Consider the following 15520-nt stretch of genomic DNA (forward strand, 5'->3'; position numbering starts at 1 on the left):
GATTCACTATATACGCCAACACACTAAGAGCAGAAAGTTCTAACGGTTACTATAGGCATCGTGTTCGCTCTCCACTTTGACTCAGTTGGGAACGCGTCAAGTCCAATAACGCAGCGTGCTTCGCTGAAGTCCGGCACGGCTTGGAGCAGCCGGATATTATACTCCTTGTCCAGCACAATTCGTATTTGAATGCGTTGCTCCGGGCTGTCCGCATACGGATTGAGGTCCGGATAGAGGTAAAGCGTCTCACCGACCCAACGGTTGTGAGATTCCTTCTCCGCCTTCAGGATTGCTTCCACAATCCCTGGTATCAGGGTATGAGCATCGTCGGCCTCAAAAACCAGTTCGTATCCGGTGTGGGGAACTCATGCTGTAAGAAGAGGTTGACATCCCTGTCGAGATACTGAGTTACGAGGTCTTCATGCGTCTCTACCGGCGCGTCTATGTGATTGAGATAATCCGTAACAGACCTACGGATATCCGACACACGCACGTTTTCGGTGAAATCAGGTTCGCTCGTCTACGACGAGGAGCGCGGTACGTCGGTCTGTAGCGTCTGTGGCGCCGCCGACGAGAGACAGGGGGAGTGACCGCGTCTCGGGCGGTGGCAGGGGGCCCAGTTCCCGTCGGCACACATCCCGTGTGGACTTTTGTTCCTGGACCCCGGAACTGACACCGACGTGATAGCCCCCCACGCCCGGTCCCCGACCGAGGACGTCCGACCCGACAGCACAGCCGGCACCACGACCATCGCCGGCCGGCGCCGCGTGGACACCGGTGCGGTCACACGGTACCAGGCCGAGCACCCGACGACGGGCCGACAGTCGTGAGCGACGCCGAGGAGCCGACGAAGGTCGCCATCGCGTGCCAGGGCGGCGGGAGCCACACCGCCTTCACCGCCGGCGTTCTCGAACGGATGCTCGAGCGGTGGGACGACGAACGGTACGAACTCGTCGGCATCAGCGGCACCTCCGGCGGCGCGTTCAACGCCGTCGGCACCTGGTACGGGCTAGTCACCGGCGACAGAAACGACGCCATCGACGTGCTGAACGGGCTCTGGTCGGACCTGGCCGCCAAAGGCGTCAACGACAGGGTGTTGAACGGGTGGCTCACCGGCTACTCCCGGCTCGAGGGCGCGGGCTTCCCGCTGCCGATGACCAGCCCGTACCAGGTCGCCGGCGACGAACTCGGCAAACAGCGCATCGTCGACGCGCTCGAACGGCACATCGACTTCGACGCCGTCCCGGAGCTCTGCGGGCCGGACTGTCCGGAGCTCGTCGTCGGCACGGTCAACGTCAACGAGGGTATCTTCGAGACGTTCACCAACAGCGACGTCACGCCCAAGACGGTGCTGGCCTCGGCGGCCGTCCCGAACCTCTTCGAGGCGGTCAAGCTCAACGGCCACTACCACTGGGACGGGCTCTTCTCGCAGAACCCCCCTGTCGACGACCTGCTGAAGGTCCCGCGGGAGCCGAAGCCGGACGAGCTGTGGGTCATCCAGATAAACCCACAGGAGTACGAGGGCGAGCCGGCGAGCCTCGACGCCATCGCCGACCGGCGGAACGAACTGTCGGGTAACATCTCGCTCAACCAGGAGCTCCGGTCGGTCGCCCGCATCAACACCTGGATAGAGGAAGGTTACCTCCCGGAGGACCAGTTCAAGTACACGGAGATTCACCGCATCGAGATGGGCCAGCGCTACAGCTACTCGACGAAGCTCGACCGCAGGCCGGCGTTCCTCGCGGAACTGTGGGACCTCGGGCGCAGCCAGGCCGAAGCGTTCCTCAACGAACGACAGGCCTGACTCCGGGTCCGGCCGCCGACACCTCGACCGAGCGGACAGACTGGCCGCTGCGGACACGCTTACCGCCGTCGGCCGTCTGTGGCCGGTATGGTCCGGTACTACTGCTCCTCGCACCGTCGTGAGACGACCAGTCCCGGCTACCGGGGCCACTCCGACGCGGACTTCCGGGAACTGACCCCGTCGGACCTCGACGGCGGCGAGACCTGTGGCTGTGCGGACGGTCGCTGCACCAACCGCGCGGAGTACGCCTGGGACGGCGGGGGCGACGGCCCCGACCCGGAGACGGCGGACTGAGACCGGTCGTCGAGGCCTTAGGTGGCCACAGACCCGTCCACGCGGCGCCGTGAGCCCCGTCGGTACCAGGGAACGGACCGAACGATTATACACAGTTGTCACCTACCTCGAACAATGACCGAGTCGGTCCGGCTCCTGCACGTCGAGGATGACCCGGAGTTCGCGGAGCTGACTGCACAGTTGCTCCAGCGCGAGGACAGCCGACTCAGCGTTGAGACCGCCGCGAGCGTCGAGGCAGGGCTCGACCGCCCCGCCGAGAAGTCCTTCGACTGCATCGTGAGCGACTACGAGATGCCGGGGCGGAACGGGCTCGAATTCCTCGAAGCGGTCAGTGAGCGGAACTCCGACGTCCCGTTCATCCTCTACACGGGCAAGGGGAACGAGACGGTCGCCAGCGACGCCATCTCCGCAGGAGTCACCGACTACCTGCAGAAGGAGGGTGGCGCCGACCAGTACACCATCCTGGCCAACCGCATCACGAACGCCGTCTCGCAGAAGATGGCTTCGACCATTGCCTCATCGGCTCCGTCAGTCTCTTCGCGGATAGTCGTATCCCCACATTCCGCGCACCACACTCGCCGCAGAACCCACCCGTCTCGCTCGTAGTGAGTCGCATACGCTCGCACAAGGTCGCCCGTCCGAACACGCTTGTTACATCGGTCGCAGATGTGGCTGAACGGACTCGACTGAGAGTCTTCGCAGGATTCGACCGGCTCATTCGTTGCTCACTTCGGCAGGCTTCTTGAAGCCGTCACGGTAACACGGCCAGCAGGGAAGATCCTCCATTGACGGAACGCAGTCGCAGCCGTCCGGTCACCTGTCTGGGTGATTGGACATGAAGTTCTCCACAGGAGACCACTGCCACCTTCTCGAAGCTGAGGTTGTGATTCTCGGCACACGCGAAATCCGATACTCAAGGATGGGCCTATGTGATACCGGATTCTATTTTTTTGAGCTTATACTCAGTTGAACATTTATTATCGTTTACCCGACTTGCGGCACAGTCGGGCCTTCGCTGCAGCGAGGTCCCGCCCGCTGGTCAGGTCAGAGCCTCACCCCCGATGCGAACGCGCTCTTCCTTTGGCATAGACCTTCGACGGATTAATCGGTGATGAGTGGTCAAGCCAGACCTATCAGACCCGAGGTGTGTCAACCAGTATTTGACTAACCTCTGCGATTACTCGTGGTCGTTTCGGGGTTAGGCCGTGACCTACCGTGTGTTCCTTCGTTAGTCCATCCGTCCGATTCCCCAGTTGGCCCATAGCCAAACCTCGATAACTATGCCGCACCTACGGATTCTGCTCCAGTCGCTCCACCAGTAGCGGAATCTACATCGCCACACACCTCCCGCCGGACTCCCTTGCCACTCATGGCTGGGTCGGTGGTGGAGTCACATGGTTGGCCCATGGTCATCGGTCACCCAACAGGGGAACCCCATCGCTGGTATCGAACCACTGGAACGGGCTCGCCCACGCTACAACCTCACCTTCGAGAGGGGTATCCTGTGAGTTGTCTCTATCTGAGTCCCAGAAGTCCTCGGGCGGAAGACGAGTTGACTGTAAAGAGATGTTGGGCCCCTCGGGCGTGCGTGACAAGCCCAGACGACCCCTCGATTCGGTTTTCTTTCATCTACGAGTGCTTTATTATAACGAATTGAAATAGTCGAGAATGACCGAACCAACCAATTTGTATAGTTAATACTGGATGACCTCAGCAAATAAACAGCACGGCAGCCAAGCATTCATCGTCATTTTGAAAACAACAGTGGACGCTGAGAACGCGTGGGGACTGTTCCCCTCGATGCTATCTGGAGATGTGTCATAGAAGGTCGGGGGCAGCCGCACGTTTCGCAGGATGTGTCCAACTGGTACCACGACCGTGCAGCAGAAGCCATAGAAGAAGAGGAATCTCCCTGTCCGACACGCAGGCTGGAGAAAGATTTAAACCTCCACAGTATAGGTTATTAACTGAGGGGAATCAGTAGCTACCGAACTGCTGTCTTCTCCAGCCATCACCGACACAGTAGTCACTACCAAGTCGGCTGCAGTTCACCAAGCTCCACTCCCCTGTTTTACATGTATACTGGTAGTCACAACTCTAAGACTGCTGATTCATCGAGTATCGAACCCGCTGACCCGGATTCTGTGGACCACGAATCGCGCTATGGAGTCTCGCTGGCGAATCAGGTATCACTGATAAACGGCAAACAAGTCTATACTGAATGTGGGTGTGAAGAATGCCCCGAACTTGTAGACCCACTCTCCGACGCCGATATCGCTGAGCCTGCCAACTACACCGCCTTTGAGCAATGTGAGTCGCCAAGGGTGGTCGACATCGGGCGCGCACGAGAGATTAACGTGACCTATCAGCAGGCATCACGGAGGACGGACCGGACCTCGAAATACGAACGACATCGATACCAGCTCTATCCGCGTCTGCTTGAGGCAGACCGCCATTTTCGACAGAAGTATGACGGACTCACTACAGTCATGCTCACTCGGCGGCTCCGACCCGTCGACAAGAACGGCGAATGGTTCACCCCGATGATACTCGACAAGCTACTTCACAACAACATAGTGATGCGATGTATCCGGGAATGCTTGGGCTATCATCTCCGTGAGTACGATTTTGAATATGTCCGAGTGACCGCGACAACAAAAAGTGCTGCAACACCCCACGAGCATCGATTCATCTGGATAGATGACCCTGGCGACGAGATTACGGTTGAGGACGTTTCCCCAGCGTTAAACAAGCATCTCAATTACATCCCATGTGCGCACGAGCGACATCATGAACTTGACCCAGCCGGAGACGACGGCCCCATCCGCATTCAGCACGACCCATCGCTCGTAGATGAGGTTCCAGAAAAAGCCGAATCTGTCAAACTGAATTGTAAAAAGCGGTACGACACCGATGGGCGAATCCGAAACACACGAGGCGCACAGTACATCGCTTCACAGCTGGCGCATCTCCCCCTTGGCGACAAATGGGATGCAGACAAAAACGACCCGCAGGACACGCTACTTGAGGGCAGTGCGATAGCGTGGGCCAGCCCTAACCGCTGGTTCGGGGCCAGTCATGGTGTTCCCAGTTTGCGAGATTGATTACCATGGGCCAATCAAGAGAACGATACCCCTCGGGGAGCAGACTCGGGATGTTCCGTGCGGGTTCGCCTGGGAAGCCTCTGGAGTGCGCCCGGCAATCTCAACTCCTGAGCTGATTCCGGGTGGTAGCACATGGTCGTCGGCCGGGCCCTGACAACGCGGTGAGTACCGGAGTCACACAGAACGTAACTCGACACCTAGAATCCCGTAGGATAACGAGAAATAATAGTGGAGACGGCAGCGTCTCAGTACGATATGAGGTCGTCGGGGTGATGGGCTAATCCAGAATTAACGTGAAGGTTTCAACAATGGGCTAAGCGTGGAAGCACCCGAAACATGAAATTCCGCGAGTCAAGAGGATAGCTCATGCCGCTCCGTGGTCCAGATTGCCCGGATTAGGCTGCATTGACGTTCTTGATACCTGCAAACTCTATGACTGAACCTGGATACTATCTTAATTGTATAACAGCTGATTGCGCCGGTGCGAATTATGTCGGAAAAGTGTAAGAATATTTACTATGAATCAATATCATAAGAATAATTATATTATACGGGCGGATATCTCGGCATACCTATCAACCCATTGGCCGGAGCCGGGAGTATCAACGGGTCATGTAGCGCCAATACGAAGTTTATCATATTCTGTCGCGAGTATTGGTGGTTATTAAATACTGGCAATTATTGAATACTTTGCGCAGTAGCTTACATAAATATCGAGATTTTTGCGTTGTTTGTTGTCAAAATCGCATTGCTATTTATATACCTGTTGTGCTGATTCGAATCAGTCGAAATAGGTGGGGGTTGCAGTAGTGTTGGGGGCATCATACTACAGTCTATATAACACTATAACATGTACTCTAGTACTGTTTGAGTTGCATTGAGGCGCAAGATAATAGTATGAATCTGTATGATAGAATTAATATAAAGAGGCATATAGTAGAGTTTGTACTGCATTGAGGACTCTTAGATTAAAGTATAACAAGCTGCATTATAATATGGGGTGGCCCTGAAACCACAACCGCGGTCCTCACCGCCAAGCAAACGCAGTCAGTACAACTGGTGCAGAGCATCTGCGGGTTCCAGTGTCAGCAAATGCTATCGGTGATACGATTCTGGAGCAGTAGGTGTGGGCTGGAATCCAGTTAGACGACGCTGGTGGCCTTCTAAGACGTTTCTCAGAAGATTTTGATGCGTCCCTCTCGACGCCTGATAGAATCGCTTAGAGCCTTGCTGATAGATTCTGGCGGCACAGGTGGTCTGTGGTACTGAGTAAGTACGAGTTGCGAGCCAGAATACTCGGAATCGTATAATAAAAATTACTATTATATAAGTGTGATACTTTGACCACTGTAGCAAAGCCAATTGTATGAACCCCGATAATAATAGTAGTCCATGCGAGACGTAGGGTAGTCTGACACAAACTGAGTTTAATAATAGGGGATTGCTCGCGGCTCTATGTTACTCCAGCTAACGGTTCAGTGAGTTCCTTCGCAAGAGCCGTTTTGCTCCAAGTGCGTCGTCGGTGACTGCTGAGTGAATTACTTCCAGCTCTGACTGGCTGAATTTTGGCTTCTCTGTCTGTGCTTGTGAGCGGGTTTTCCATACGGTTTCGGCAAGCACCCGGTTCTCAATTTCTCGCTTCCTCTCGCGGCTGTCTGCTTCCCGGTACTGCTCCATGCATTCGGCAAGCTGCTCAGTGTCAATCTGGTTATCATCAATGTTCTCAGTCATGGTTTACTCCATCCTGTCGAGTGCATCTCTCCGCTCCTCTACGGGAACTTGGTCATACCGCATGGTCGTCGTCTCGGAGTTGTGTCGGAGCTGTGCCTGTGCCGCCGCCAATCCTTCCTCACGGGTCATGTACGTCCCGACAGAGTGACGAATCATGTACCAAGAAATCTTCCGCCCCTTCGCCTCAATGCCGCTAATTTCGAACAGTCGCTTGAGGACGTAGCGAAGCGCGGCCGTCCCGTAGGGGTTTCCCTCGCGGGTCAACCACAGCTCCTCGCGCCCGTCATAGACCTCGTATTGGTCACGTTCAGTCAGCCATGCGTCAAGAGCGTTTGCCGTCTGTCGACGCAGGCTGACGGTCCAGTTGCCGACGTTCTTACTGCTCTCCTCTTTCGGGATACGGAGCACCGCGCTCCCAGTATCGACCCACGAGACTGTTGCCCGCTCGACCTCGATGGGCCGTAACCCGGCGTCCAAGGATGTCCACACGAGACTCGGGAACTTCCAACTATTCACCTTGTCCCAGTCGTCTGGTGTGACCTCTGATTTGGGCTTTGACAGTCGTTGTGCGAGATATGCCTTCCACTGGTCTCGCTCTGCTGCGGAAAGGCCGTTGTATCCTGGAATTGAGCCGTACTCCAGAGCTGCCTCGCGTATTTGCCGCCGCTCCTCTTTGAGCAAGAAGTCGCGTGGTTCAGCGCTTGCACTCGGCTCTGTGAAGCTAATCTTTGGTTCCCATGGGTCGCCGCCCCGCTCGTGGGCGTGCCACTTGAACAGTCGCTTCAGCGCGCTCTGAGTGTTGTTTCGGGAGTAGTCTCCCTCGTCCTTGCGCGCGAGGTGACGCATGTAGGCATCTGCATCGTCGTGGCTGATGGCGGTTGTAAAGCCGCTACGCTTGCTCCAGACCCAGCGATAGAACAAATCAAGCCGCTGTGCGGTGTTGAGGACAGTCCGTTGTGCGTAGCCCTCGGCTTTGTCTGGGTTTTTACCGAAGACCAGCAGCCAGTCGATGAGGTTCCGCCGGTGGTCGCGGTAGGTCATCCGCTGGCGGTCATCTAGTCTCGCGCGCGAGGGTTCCGGAACGAGTGGGATGCCGTTCAGTTCTTCAGGCATTGAGGGACACCTCAGCAGATGGGGGCTGTCGCGCCGCTCCATGTTGTCTGGCCGCGCAGTTCTTATACTTGGTCTGACAGGTTGGTCGAATCGCCGGACGGCGGCGGGATGGTCGGTTCAACAGAGTCGTCTTGGCTATAGGCGGCATCGTTGTGTGCTCCTGTCGATGCCGGAAAATTGTCGATAGAAGCCGTGGCACGTCCGGTCAGCGATTTGAACGCTGGTCCCTGGCTCCGCAAGCCAAGAGGATAGTCCACTACCCTAACCGGACTCATGAACCGGTAGCGCGGACGTTCGTATAGGGGTTTCGGAACCACCCGTCTCCCCCGATTCCACCTCGACCGACTTGACGGACCATTCGGGCCCTCTAACGACCGATCTCTCCCGTGGCCTCCGGGACGGGCCGCCCCCGGTGCCACCCCGGTCCGGCCGTTCCGCGGGTAAGCACCGTGTTTATGACACACGGGGTAGTACCAGAACAGTATGCCGGCGGGGGAATCGGCAGAGACGGAGCCCTCCACGGGCGGAGCGGCCCCCGACCTGACCGACGCTGCGAACGTGCTGGTCCTCTCCGAGCGGCTGGATAGCGCCGCGCGCGCCACCTACGTCGACGACCTGGTCGCCTCCGGACTGGCGAACCTGCTGGTGGTCTCGTTCACCGAGGACCCCGCGCGGTGGCTCGACGCCTGGGGGACGGTCGACGAGCGCCCGGGCACCACGGTACTGGTCCAGGAGTCCGCCCCCGAGGCGGCCGACCCGCCCGGCGTCGAGCGCGTCGCGGAGGAGCCCGCTGACCTCACCGGCCTCGGTATCACCGTCAGCGAGCGGCTCACGAACTGGCAGCGCAGCGAGTCGCTGCTCATGTTCGAGTCGCTGAACACGCTGTTGGCCCACATCGAACTGAAGCGGGTGTTCCGCTTCCTCCACGTCCTCGTCAACCGCGTCAAGTCCACCGGCGCGACCGCCCACTACCACCTCGACCCGAGCGCGCACGAGGACCGCACCGTCGCCACGCTCACCTCGCTGTTCGACACCGTCGTGGCGCACGAGGAGGGGCGCTGGCAGGAGACGACCTGGCCGTAGCGCCCCGCACGCTCGGGTCCCGGAGCTTCAAACCGGAAGCCGCGGCAGACGCGGTATGGAGCCGAACACGGCCGACGAGCCCCCTGATGAGCGGGGGTCGGGGGCTCGCGACGGCGACGCGACGACAACGCTTAACGGAACTGCCACCCCCAACATCCACACACCGATGGGCGCTATCGAGGACATCTACGCGGAGGTCGATGCGGACATCCCGGAGGAGGAGTTCCGGGCAGCCGTCGAGGAGAAGGTCGATGAGATGGGGGGGCTCGTCGACGAGGAGGTCGCGGCCATGCTCATCGCCGAGGACCTCGGCGAGAGCGAGGTCGAGGGCATCGCCGACATCGAGCCGGGGATGGAGGAGGTGCAGTTCCTCGGGAAGGTGGTCTCCGTCGGCGACGTCCGCACGTTCGAGCGCGACGAGGAGGACGCGGAGGGCCGCGTGGTCAACGTCGAGGTGGCCGACGGGACCGGCCGCGTGCGGCTGGCGCTCTGGGACGAGGACGCCGCCGCCGCGACCGAGGAGCTGGAGCCGGGCCAGGTGCTGCGCATCAAGGGCCGCCCCAAGGACGGCTACAGCGGGCTCGAGGTCAGCGCCGACCGCGTCGAGGTCGACGAGGAGGCCGAACTCGACGTCGACCTGGAGGGCGGCGCGACCATCGACTCGCTGGCGATGGGCCAGTCCGACGTGACCCTCGCGGGGGTGGTGCTCGACACCGAGTCGGTCCGCACCTTCGACCGCGACGACGGCAGCGAGGGCCGGGTCGGCAACCTCGTCATCGGCGACGAGACCGGCCGCGTCCGGGTGACGCTCTGGGACGAGCAGACCGAGGCCGTCGAGACGTTCGAGGCCGGCGACACCGTCGAGATCGTCGACGGCTACGTCCGCGAGCGCGACGGCAGCCTCGAGCTCCACGTCAACGACCGGAGCGCCGTCGAGGCCGTCGACGCCGACGTCGAGTTCGTCCCCGAGGCGACCGACATCGGCGCCGTCGAGATCGGTGAGACGGTCGACATCGCCGGCGTCGTCCGCTCGGCCGACCCCAAGCGGACGTTCGACCGCGACGACGGCAGCGAGGGCCAGGTCCGGAACGTCCGGCTGCAGGACTCGACGGGCGACATCCGGGTCGCGCTGTGGGGTGACAAGGCCGACCTCGACATCGGCCCGGGGGACGAACTGCTGGCCGCCGAGGTCGGGATAGAGGACGGCTGGCAGGACGACCTGGAGGCCTCGGCCGGCTGGCAGTCGACGGTTACGCCGCTGGACGGCGGTCTCGCCGCGACGGGCGACGAGGGCGGCGGGAGTACCGACGGGGCTGACGATGGCGGCAGCACCGGACTCGACGCGTTCGCGGACGAGGACGATGCCGGCGCGACCGCCCCCGAGACGACCGACGACGGTCCGGTCGAGTTCACCGGCACCGTCGTCCAGACGGGCGACCCCGTCAAGATCGACGACGGCGAGGAGACGGTGAAACTCCGCGGGGACCCGGACGTGACGCTCGGCCAGAGCGTCACCGTCCGCGGGACCCGCGACGGCGAGTTCATCGACGTCGAGGAGACGTTCTGACGGCCGCTCGAGGTCGGTCGTCCGCCATCTCCTGCCTGACGACCCGCTACCCGGGCGTCTCGAACGTCTCGCCGCAGTCCGGACACTGGAGCTGCATTCCGTCGTCGCCGGGCACGAACCGGAGGCTGTCCGACTCCTCGCAGGCCCCACAGGGCTGCGGGACGCGCACGTCGGTCGAGCCCTTCGGCGCGCCGATGCCGAGCAGGCGGACCGGCCCGCCGGAATCGTTGACGCCCTGCTGGTAGTCGCCGGGCGCGAACCGGACGACCTCGCCCGCGCCGACCGCGACCTCCCCGTCGGGGGTGCGGAAGGTGAGCGTCCCCTCGAGGACGTGGAAGATCTCCTCCTGGTCCATGTGGGTGTGGATGCCGCCGGAGAGGTTCTGCCCGGCGTCGAGTTCGTAGTAGCTCAGCCCCACGTCAGCGGTGCCGAGCGCCTCGCCGACGCGGCGGGCGGTCTCCCGGCCGCCACCGGGGTTGTTGTCCGGGGCCAGCGTCTCGACGGTCACTTTCTCCATACCCGGCACCACGGCTGGCGGTCACAAGAAACAGGAGGCCACGGTGCGGGCGGCCCGCCCACGCCGGGCTGCGACGGTCAGTCCGCCCCGTCGGGGGCCGCGACCTCGACCGCGGGCTCGTCGACACCCTCGGGGGCCAGGAACAGCCCGAGGATGCCGACCTCGACGAGCAGCCCGACGACGCTCTCTCGCGTGACGGCCTCGCCGTGGCGGAAGGAGAGGATCCGCGCGATGACGACGCTGAGCCAGACGAGCGCGACGGGGCGGTCCTCGCCGGCCAGGCCGAGGAGGCCGAGCGTCGTGAACACGCCGCCGAAGACCGCGGCGATCTCCGAGCGGCCGGCCGCGTCGACCGGTGCGAGCGAGACCGCCCCGGCGATGGCGTCCGGTTCGACCAGCGAGACGACGCCGAACAGGAGCGTCGCGAGACTCCCCAGCAGCGAGGTCGGTGCCATGCGAGTACGGGCCACGCGCCGCCCGGTTAGCGGTTGTGGTCCGGGCCGCCGGCAGGGTTCGGTCGGGGCGCTCGCCCCTCGCGCCAGCCGCGTTCAGGTGACGCCGCCGCCCGGCTCGCCGTAGGCCTCGTGCGCGCCGGTGTCGAGCACCTCGCGGATGGCGTCGACGGCGTCCCAGCAGTCCGCGAAGCCGACGTGGGTCGGCCCCGGACAGAGCCGGACGACGTCCGGCGGGCGGTAGTCGACGACCACGTCCCGCTCGGCCAGCGCCTCGCTCACCCCGTACGCCTCGGGATGGGCCAGCGCGACGTGGCCGCCGCGCTCGGCCGGGGCTCGTGGCGTCGCGACCTCGGTCTCGGGCAGTCGCGCGTCCGCGAGTTCGAACAGGTAGTCCGTCAGCGCCAGCGACCGCTCCCGGAGGTCCGCGACCGTCACGCCGCGCTCGTCGAGCAGGTCCAGCACGCCCCGGAGCGGTGCCATCGCGAGCAGCGGCGGCGTCCCGATCTGCCAGGCGCCCGCGTCCGCCGCGGGCGTGAACCGCTCGTTCATCTCGAACTGGGTGGCCTTCTCGTGGCCCCACCAGCCCGAAAGCGACGGCATCGTCCCGTGGTGGCGCCGATGGACGTACAGCCCCGCGACCGCGCCCGGACCGCCGTTGAGGTACTTGTAGCTACACCAGACCGCGAAGTCGACGCCGTGGTCGGCGAGTTCGTGCGGGACGACGCCGACGGAGTGTGCACAGTCGAAGCCGACGACCGCATCGTGTTCGTGGGCGGCCTCCGCGATGGCCGCGACATCCAGCAGCTGGCCGGACCGGTAGAGGACGGACGGCATCAGGACGACGCCGACCTCGGGGTGGGCGTCCAGCGCGGCCGCGACGTCGGCGGCGTCGATGGTGCGGCCGTCCCGCGAGGCGACCTGTACGAGATCGGCTTCGGGGTCCAGTCCCCGCTCGCGCAGCCGCGCGCGGACCGCGTAGTGGTCGCTCGGGAAGTCCAGCTCGTTCACCAGCACCTTCGAGCCCGACGACTCCCGCAGGAAGGTCCCGACCAGCGTGTGGAGGTTGACGGTCGTGCTGTTCGCGAGGACCACCTCGTCCTCGCGGGCGCCGACCATCGGCGCGACTCGCGAACCCAGGCGCTCGCCGTAGTCGAACCAGTCCGACTCGCTCCACCCCGCCACGCCCAGCTCGCGCCACTCCGCGAGCAGCGCCTCGACCGCCTCCGCGGCGGCATCGGAGACCGGCCCCAGCGAGTTCCCCTCCATGTACGTCCCCGGCGCGTCGAAGGCGTCCGCCAGCGACCAGCGCGCCCCGTCCGCGGCGACCGCCCACTCGCGGGTACGCCGGTCGGCGTCGGTGTCGTGAGCGTTGCCGCCCGGTGTCTCGGTCATTGGTCCGGGATACGCCCGCTCGGGTATGCCTCTTGTGCGTCGCTCGGGCCGGCGGACGGTTCGCCGCCGTCCCGCTCCTGTGACGACCACGGGACCGGGAGCTGCGTCGCCGGCCCTGTCGCTCCTGTCCCGCTACCTCGATCCGCGGCCAGTCGAGCGAAAGGATTAGTCCGTGCACCCCGAACTGCTCGCAGTGGTCGAACCGCGACGTCTCGATGGCCCCCTGCGGGTGCTCTGCGTGACTGGCGAGACGGCCCACGGCGACACCGTCCGCGCCGCGCTCGAGGACGACAGCCTCTATGTCGCGACGGTGTCGGGCGCCGCCGCCGCGCTCGAATCGCTGTCCGAGTCCCCGGTCGACTGCCTGGTCACCGTCCACGACCTCCCGGACGGGACCGGGCCCGAACTCATCGGGGCGCTCGCCGAGCGGCACCCGGAGCTGACGACGGTCCTGTACGCGGACCGGCCGGCCGACGCGGTCGCCGTCGAGGCCAACCGGGCGGGCGCCGAGGCGTACATCCCGCACCGACCCGCCGAGGACACGCTGGCGCTGCTCGCGACCCGGGTGAACTCGCTGGCGGAGACGGCCCGGGACCGGCGCCGGCAGGGACGGACGAACCGCCGGCTGGAGTCGCTGGTCGCGGCGGCCCCCATCAGTATCATCGAACTCGACTGCGACGGCGTGGTCCAGCGCTGGAGCCCGGGCGCCGAGCGGATGTTCGGCTGGTCGGCCGAGGCGGCCGTCGGCGGCCCGCTCCCCATCATCCCCGAAGGCGAGCAGGAGACGTACCGGGACCGGCTCCGGCGCGTGCTGGACGGGGGGACCATCCGGCGCGAGGAGACGCGGCGCCGGACGAAGTCGGGGCAGGCGATCGACCTCCTGCTCTCCGTGGTCCCCGTCCCCGGCACGGCGGGTGAGCCGACTGGCGTGCTCGCCGTGTTCGAGGATATCACGCCACAGAAGCGCGTCGAGCGACAGCTACGAGCCCTCCAGCGGACGACCCGCGAGCTCAACGTGGCCCGGTCCATCCCGACGGTCGGCGAGATCGCCGTCGAGGCGGCGGCCGACATCCTGGAGTTGGACATGACCGGGCTCTGGCGCTACGACGCCCGGCAGGACGCCCTCGTTCCGGTCGCGATGACCGAGCGGAGCTACGAGGTCATCGACGAGCAGCCACGGTTCGAGCCGGGCGGGAGTCTAGCCTGGCGGGCGTTCGAGGACGGCGAGCTCGAGGTGTACGACGACCTCACCGACGTCCCGGGCCGGCAGAACCCGGACACCGCCATCGGCAGCGAGATCATCGCCCCGCTGGGTGAGCAGGGGCTGCTCATCACCGGCGCCACGACGACGCGGGAGTTCTCCGACCGCGACGTGGACCTGTTCCGGGTGCTCGGCGCCAACACCGAGGCCGCGATGGCCCGCGCGGAGCGCGAGGCCGAACTCCGCCGGCAGAACGAGCGTCTCGACCGGTTCACCAGCGTCGTCAGCCACGACCTCCGGAACCCCCTCTCCGTCGCGAAGGGCTACCTCGACCTCGCGCGCGAGAGCGAGGCCCCCGAGGACTTCGCCCGCGTCGAGGAGGCCCACGAGCGGATGGGCGACCTCATCGAGGACCTGCTCGCGCTGGCCCGCGGCGGGACGACCGTCGAGGACGGAACCGAACTCGACCTCGGTACCGTCGCCCGCGACGCCTGGGGCCACGTCGACATCGGGGACGCGTCGCTGACCGTCGCGGAGGACCTGCCGACGCTCCACGGCGACCGGAGCCGCCTTACGCAGCTGTTCGAGAACCTGTTCCGGAACTGTGTGAAACACGGTGCCACCGGGTCGGCGGCCGACGACGCCGTCTCGGTCACGGTCGCCTCCCTCCCCGACCGCGCGGGCTTCTACGTCGCCGACGACGGTCCCGGCATCCCCGCGGACCGCCGCGAATCGGTGTTCGACCACGGCGTCAGCTTCGCCGACGACGGTGGCACCGGGTTCGGCCTCTCCATCGTCGCCGACATCGCCCGCGCCCACGGCTGGGGGGTGTCGGCCACCGAGAGCGCGGACGGCGGCGCCCGCTTCGAGTTCAAGACCGACGTCGTGCCCCTCGACGCGTAACCGCTCGCCCCGCTCGCCGGCTGCCGAAGCCGGGGCACGACCCGGTCCCCGGGCGGCCGGAGCGGGGAACGCGCTTGCCGGACGCTACCGACCCCGGAACGTACGGAGCGCACGCGGGTCCGCCACGCCCTCCCGAACCGGACCGTCCTCGCGGTGCACTCTGCCTCCCCACTGCTCACGGGTGGGTTGCCGTTCGACTCGTAGGCCGGGCCCGGGAACTCGCCACCGAGACGGGCGGCCTCCTGGGATGCGGGTCGGTGTCGTCCGTGCCGCTGTTGCTCGTCGCGTTCCTCCGCTACACGCACGCACTGGCCGTCGCGCTCGGGACGCCGTGTCGTGTCTCGCACGATGCCGTC

General features: G+C 64.0%; 11 protein-coding genes, 1 tRNA gene and 1 pseudogene. 7 read left to right on the forward strand and 6 right to left on the reverse strand.

Annotated elements, in window-relative coordinates:
- The first annotated feature begins 826 nt into the window (after positions 1 to 826).
- The 4 genes and pseudogenes from DP107_RS13150 (at position 827) to DP107_RS13165 (ending at position 5202) form a co-directional block, all read left to right on the forward strand.
- A complete protein-coding gene (locus DP107_RS13150; protein ID WP_144262614.1) occupies positions 827 to 1804 on the forward strand; it encodes a patatin-like phospholipase family protein in 978 nt (325 codons plus the stop codon).
- 87 nt (positions 1805 to 1891) lie between these two features.
- Positions 1892 to 2098 carry a hypothetical protein gene (locus DP107_RS13155; protein ID WP_144262615.1) on the forward strand — a complete coding sequence of 69 codons (207 nt, stop codon included), beginning with the start codon at positions 1892 to 1894 and terminating at the stop codon, positions 2096 to 2098.
- 114 nt (positions 2099 to 2212) lie between these two features.
- A pseudogene (locus DP107_RS13160) lies at positions 2213 to 2602 on the forward strand (response regulator); the annotation flags it as partial.
- A gap of 1640 nt (positions 2603 to 4242) precedes the next feature.
- Entirely contained in the window at positions 4243 to 5202 is a 960-nt protein-coding gene (locus DP107_RS13165; RefSeq protein WP_144262617.1) for a hypothetical protein, read from the forward strand.
- A 1467-nt stretch (positions 5203 to 6669) separates the two neighbouring features.
- Here the strand turns inward: DP107_RS13165 and DP107_RS13170 are convergent.
- From DP107_RS13170 to DP107_RS13180, 3 genes are all read right to left on the reverse strand, one after another.
- Positions 6670 to 6933, reverse strand: a complete 264-nt coding sequence (locus DP107_RS13170) for a hypothetical protein (protein ID WP_144262618.1) — start codon at positions 6931 to 6933, stop codon at positions 6670 to 6672.
- Positions 6934 to 6936: 3 nt separating this feature from the next.
- Positions 6937 to 8046 (reverse strand): tyrosine-type recombinase/integrase, encoded by a 1110-nt coding sequence (locus DP107_RS13175; protein ID WP_144262619.1) that lies wholly within the window; start codon positions 8044 to 8046, stop codon positions 6937 to 6939.
- A 198-nt stretch (positions 8047 to 8244) separates the two neighbouring features.
- A tRNA-Arg gene (locus tag DP107_RS13180) sits at positions 8245 to 8317 on the reverse strand.
- A 212-nt stretch (positions 8318 to 8529) separates the two neighbouring features.
- Between DP107_RS13180 and DP107_RS13185 the strand changes: the two genes are divergently transcribed.
- A complete protein-coding gene (locus DP107_RS13185) occupies positions 8530 to 9129 on the forward strand; it encodes a DUF7504 family protein (RefSeq protein ID WP_144262620.1) in 600 nt (199 codons plus the stop codon).
- Positions 9130 to 9295: 166 nt separating this feature from the next.
- Positions 9296 to 10696, forward strand: coding sequence for a single-stranded DNA binding protein (locus tag DP107_RS13190; RefSeq protein WP_144262742.1), 1401 nt, complete (start codon positions 9296 to 9298; stop codon positions 10694 to 10696).
- Positions 10697 to 10742: 46 nt separating this feature from the next.
- On the opposite strand, the gene DP107_RS13195 is transcribed toward DP107_RS13190, so the two are convergent.
- The 3 genes from DP107_RS13195 to kynU all read right to left on the reverse strand — a co-directional run bounded on the left by DP107_RS13195 (position 10743) and on the right by kynU (position 13060).
- The gene (locus tag DP107_RS13195; RefSeq protein ID WP_144262621.1) at positions 10743 to 11213 is read right to left on the reverse strand and encodes a cupin domain-containing protein; all 471 of its coding nucleotides are present in this window, start codon (positions 11211 to 11213) and stop codon (positions 10743 to 10745) included.
- 77 nt (positions 11214 to 11290) lie between these two features.
- Positions 11291 to 11668, reverse strand: coding sequence for a hypothetical protein (locus DP107_RS13200; RefSeq protein ID WP_144262622.1), 378 nt, complete (start codon positions 11666 to 11668; stop codon positions 11291 to 11293).
- Positions 11669 to 11761: 93 nt separating this feature from the next.
- On the reverse strand, positions 11762 to 13060 hold the full coding sequence (kynU, locus tag DP107_RS13205; RefSeq protein WP_144262623.1) for a kynureninase: 1299 nt from the start codon (positions 13058 to 13060) through the stop codon (positions 11762 to 11764).
- 193 nt (positions 13061 to 13253) lie between these two features.
- Here kynU and DP107_RS13210 point away from each other — a divergent pair, with 193 nt between their 5' ends.
- Positions 13254 to 15164: a hybrid sensor histidine kinase/response regulator gene (locus tag DP107_RS13210; RefSeq protein ID WP_185977308.1), complete on the forward strand. Its 1911-nt coding sequence runs from the start codon at positions 13254 to 13256 to the stop codon at positions 15162 to 15164.
- The last annotated feature ends 356 nt before the right edge of the window (positions 15165 to 15520 follow it).

This window comes from Haloglomus irregulare, from assembly GCF_007421925.1.
Lineage (GTDB): Archaea > Halobacteriota > Halobacteria > Halobacteriales > Haloarculaceae > Haloglomus > Haloglomus irregulare.

Bases quoted from the DNA above. Each gene is read 5' to 3' on its own strand.
- DP107_RS13155 (WP_144262615.1), top strand. From the start codon at position 1,892: ATGGTCCGGTACTACTGCTCCTCGCACCGTCGTGAGACGACCAGTCCC.
- DP107_RS13170 (WP_144262618.1), bottom strand. From the start codon at position 6,933: ATGACTGAGAACATTGATGATAACCAGATTGACACTGAGCAGCTTGCC.
- DP107_RS13175 (WP_144262619.1), bottom strand. From the start codon at position 8,046: ATGCCTGAAGAACTGAACGGCATCCCACTCGTTCCGGAACCCTCGCGC.
- DP107_RS13185 (WP_144262620.1), top strand. From the start codon at position 8,530: ATGCCGGCGGGGGAATCGGCAGAGACGGAGCCCTCCACGGGCGGAGCG.
- DP107_RS13190 (WP_144262742.1), top strand. From the start codon at position 9,296: ATGGGCGCTATCGAGGACATCTACGCGGAGGTCGATGCGGACATCCCG.
- DP107_RS13195 (WP_144262621.1), bottom strand. From the start codon at position 11,213: ATGGAGAAAGTGACCGTCGAGACGCTGGCCCCGGACAACAACCCCGGT.
- DP107_RS13200 (WP_144262622.1), bottom strand. From the start codon at position 11,668: ATGGCACCGACCTCGCTGCTGGGGAGTCTCGCGACGCTCCTGTTCGGC.
- kynU (WP_144262623.1), bottom strand. From the start codon at position 13,060: ATGACCGAGACACCGGGCGGCAACGCTCACGACACCGACGCCGACCGG.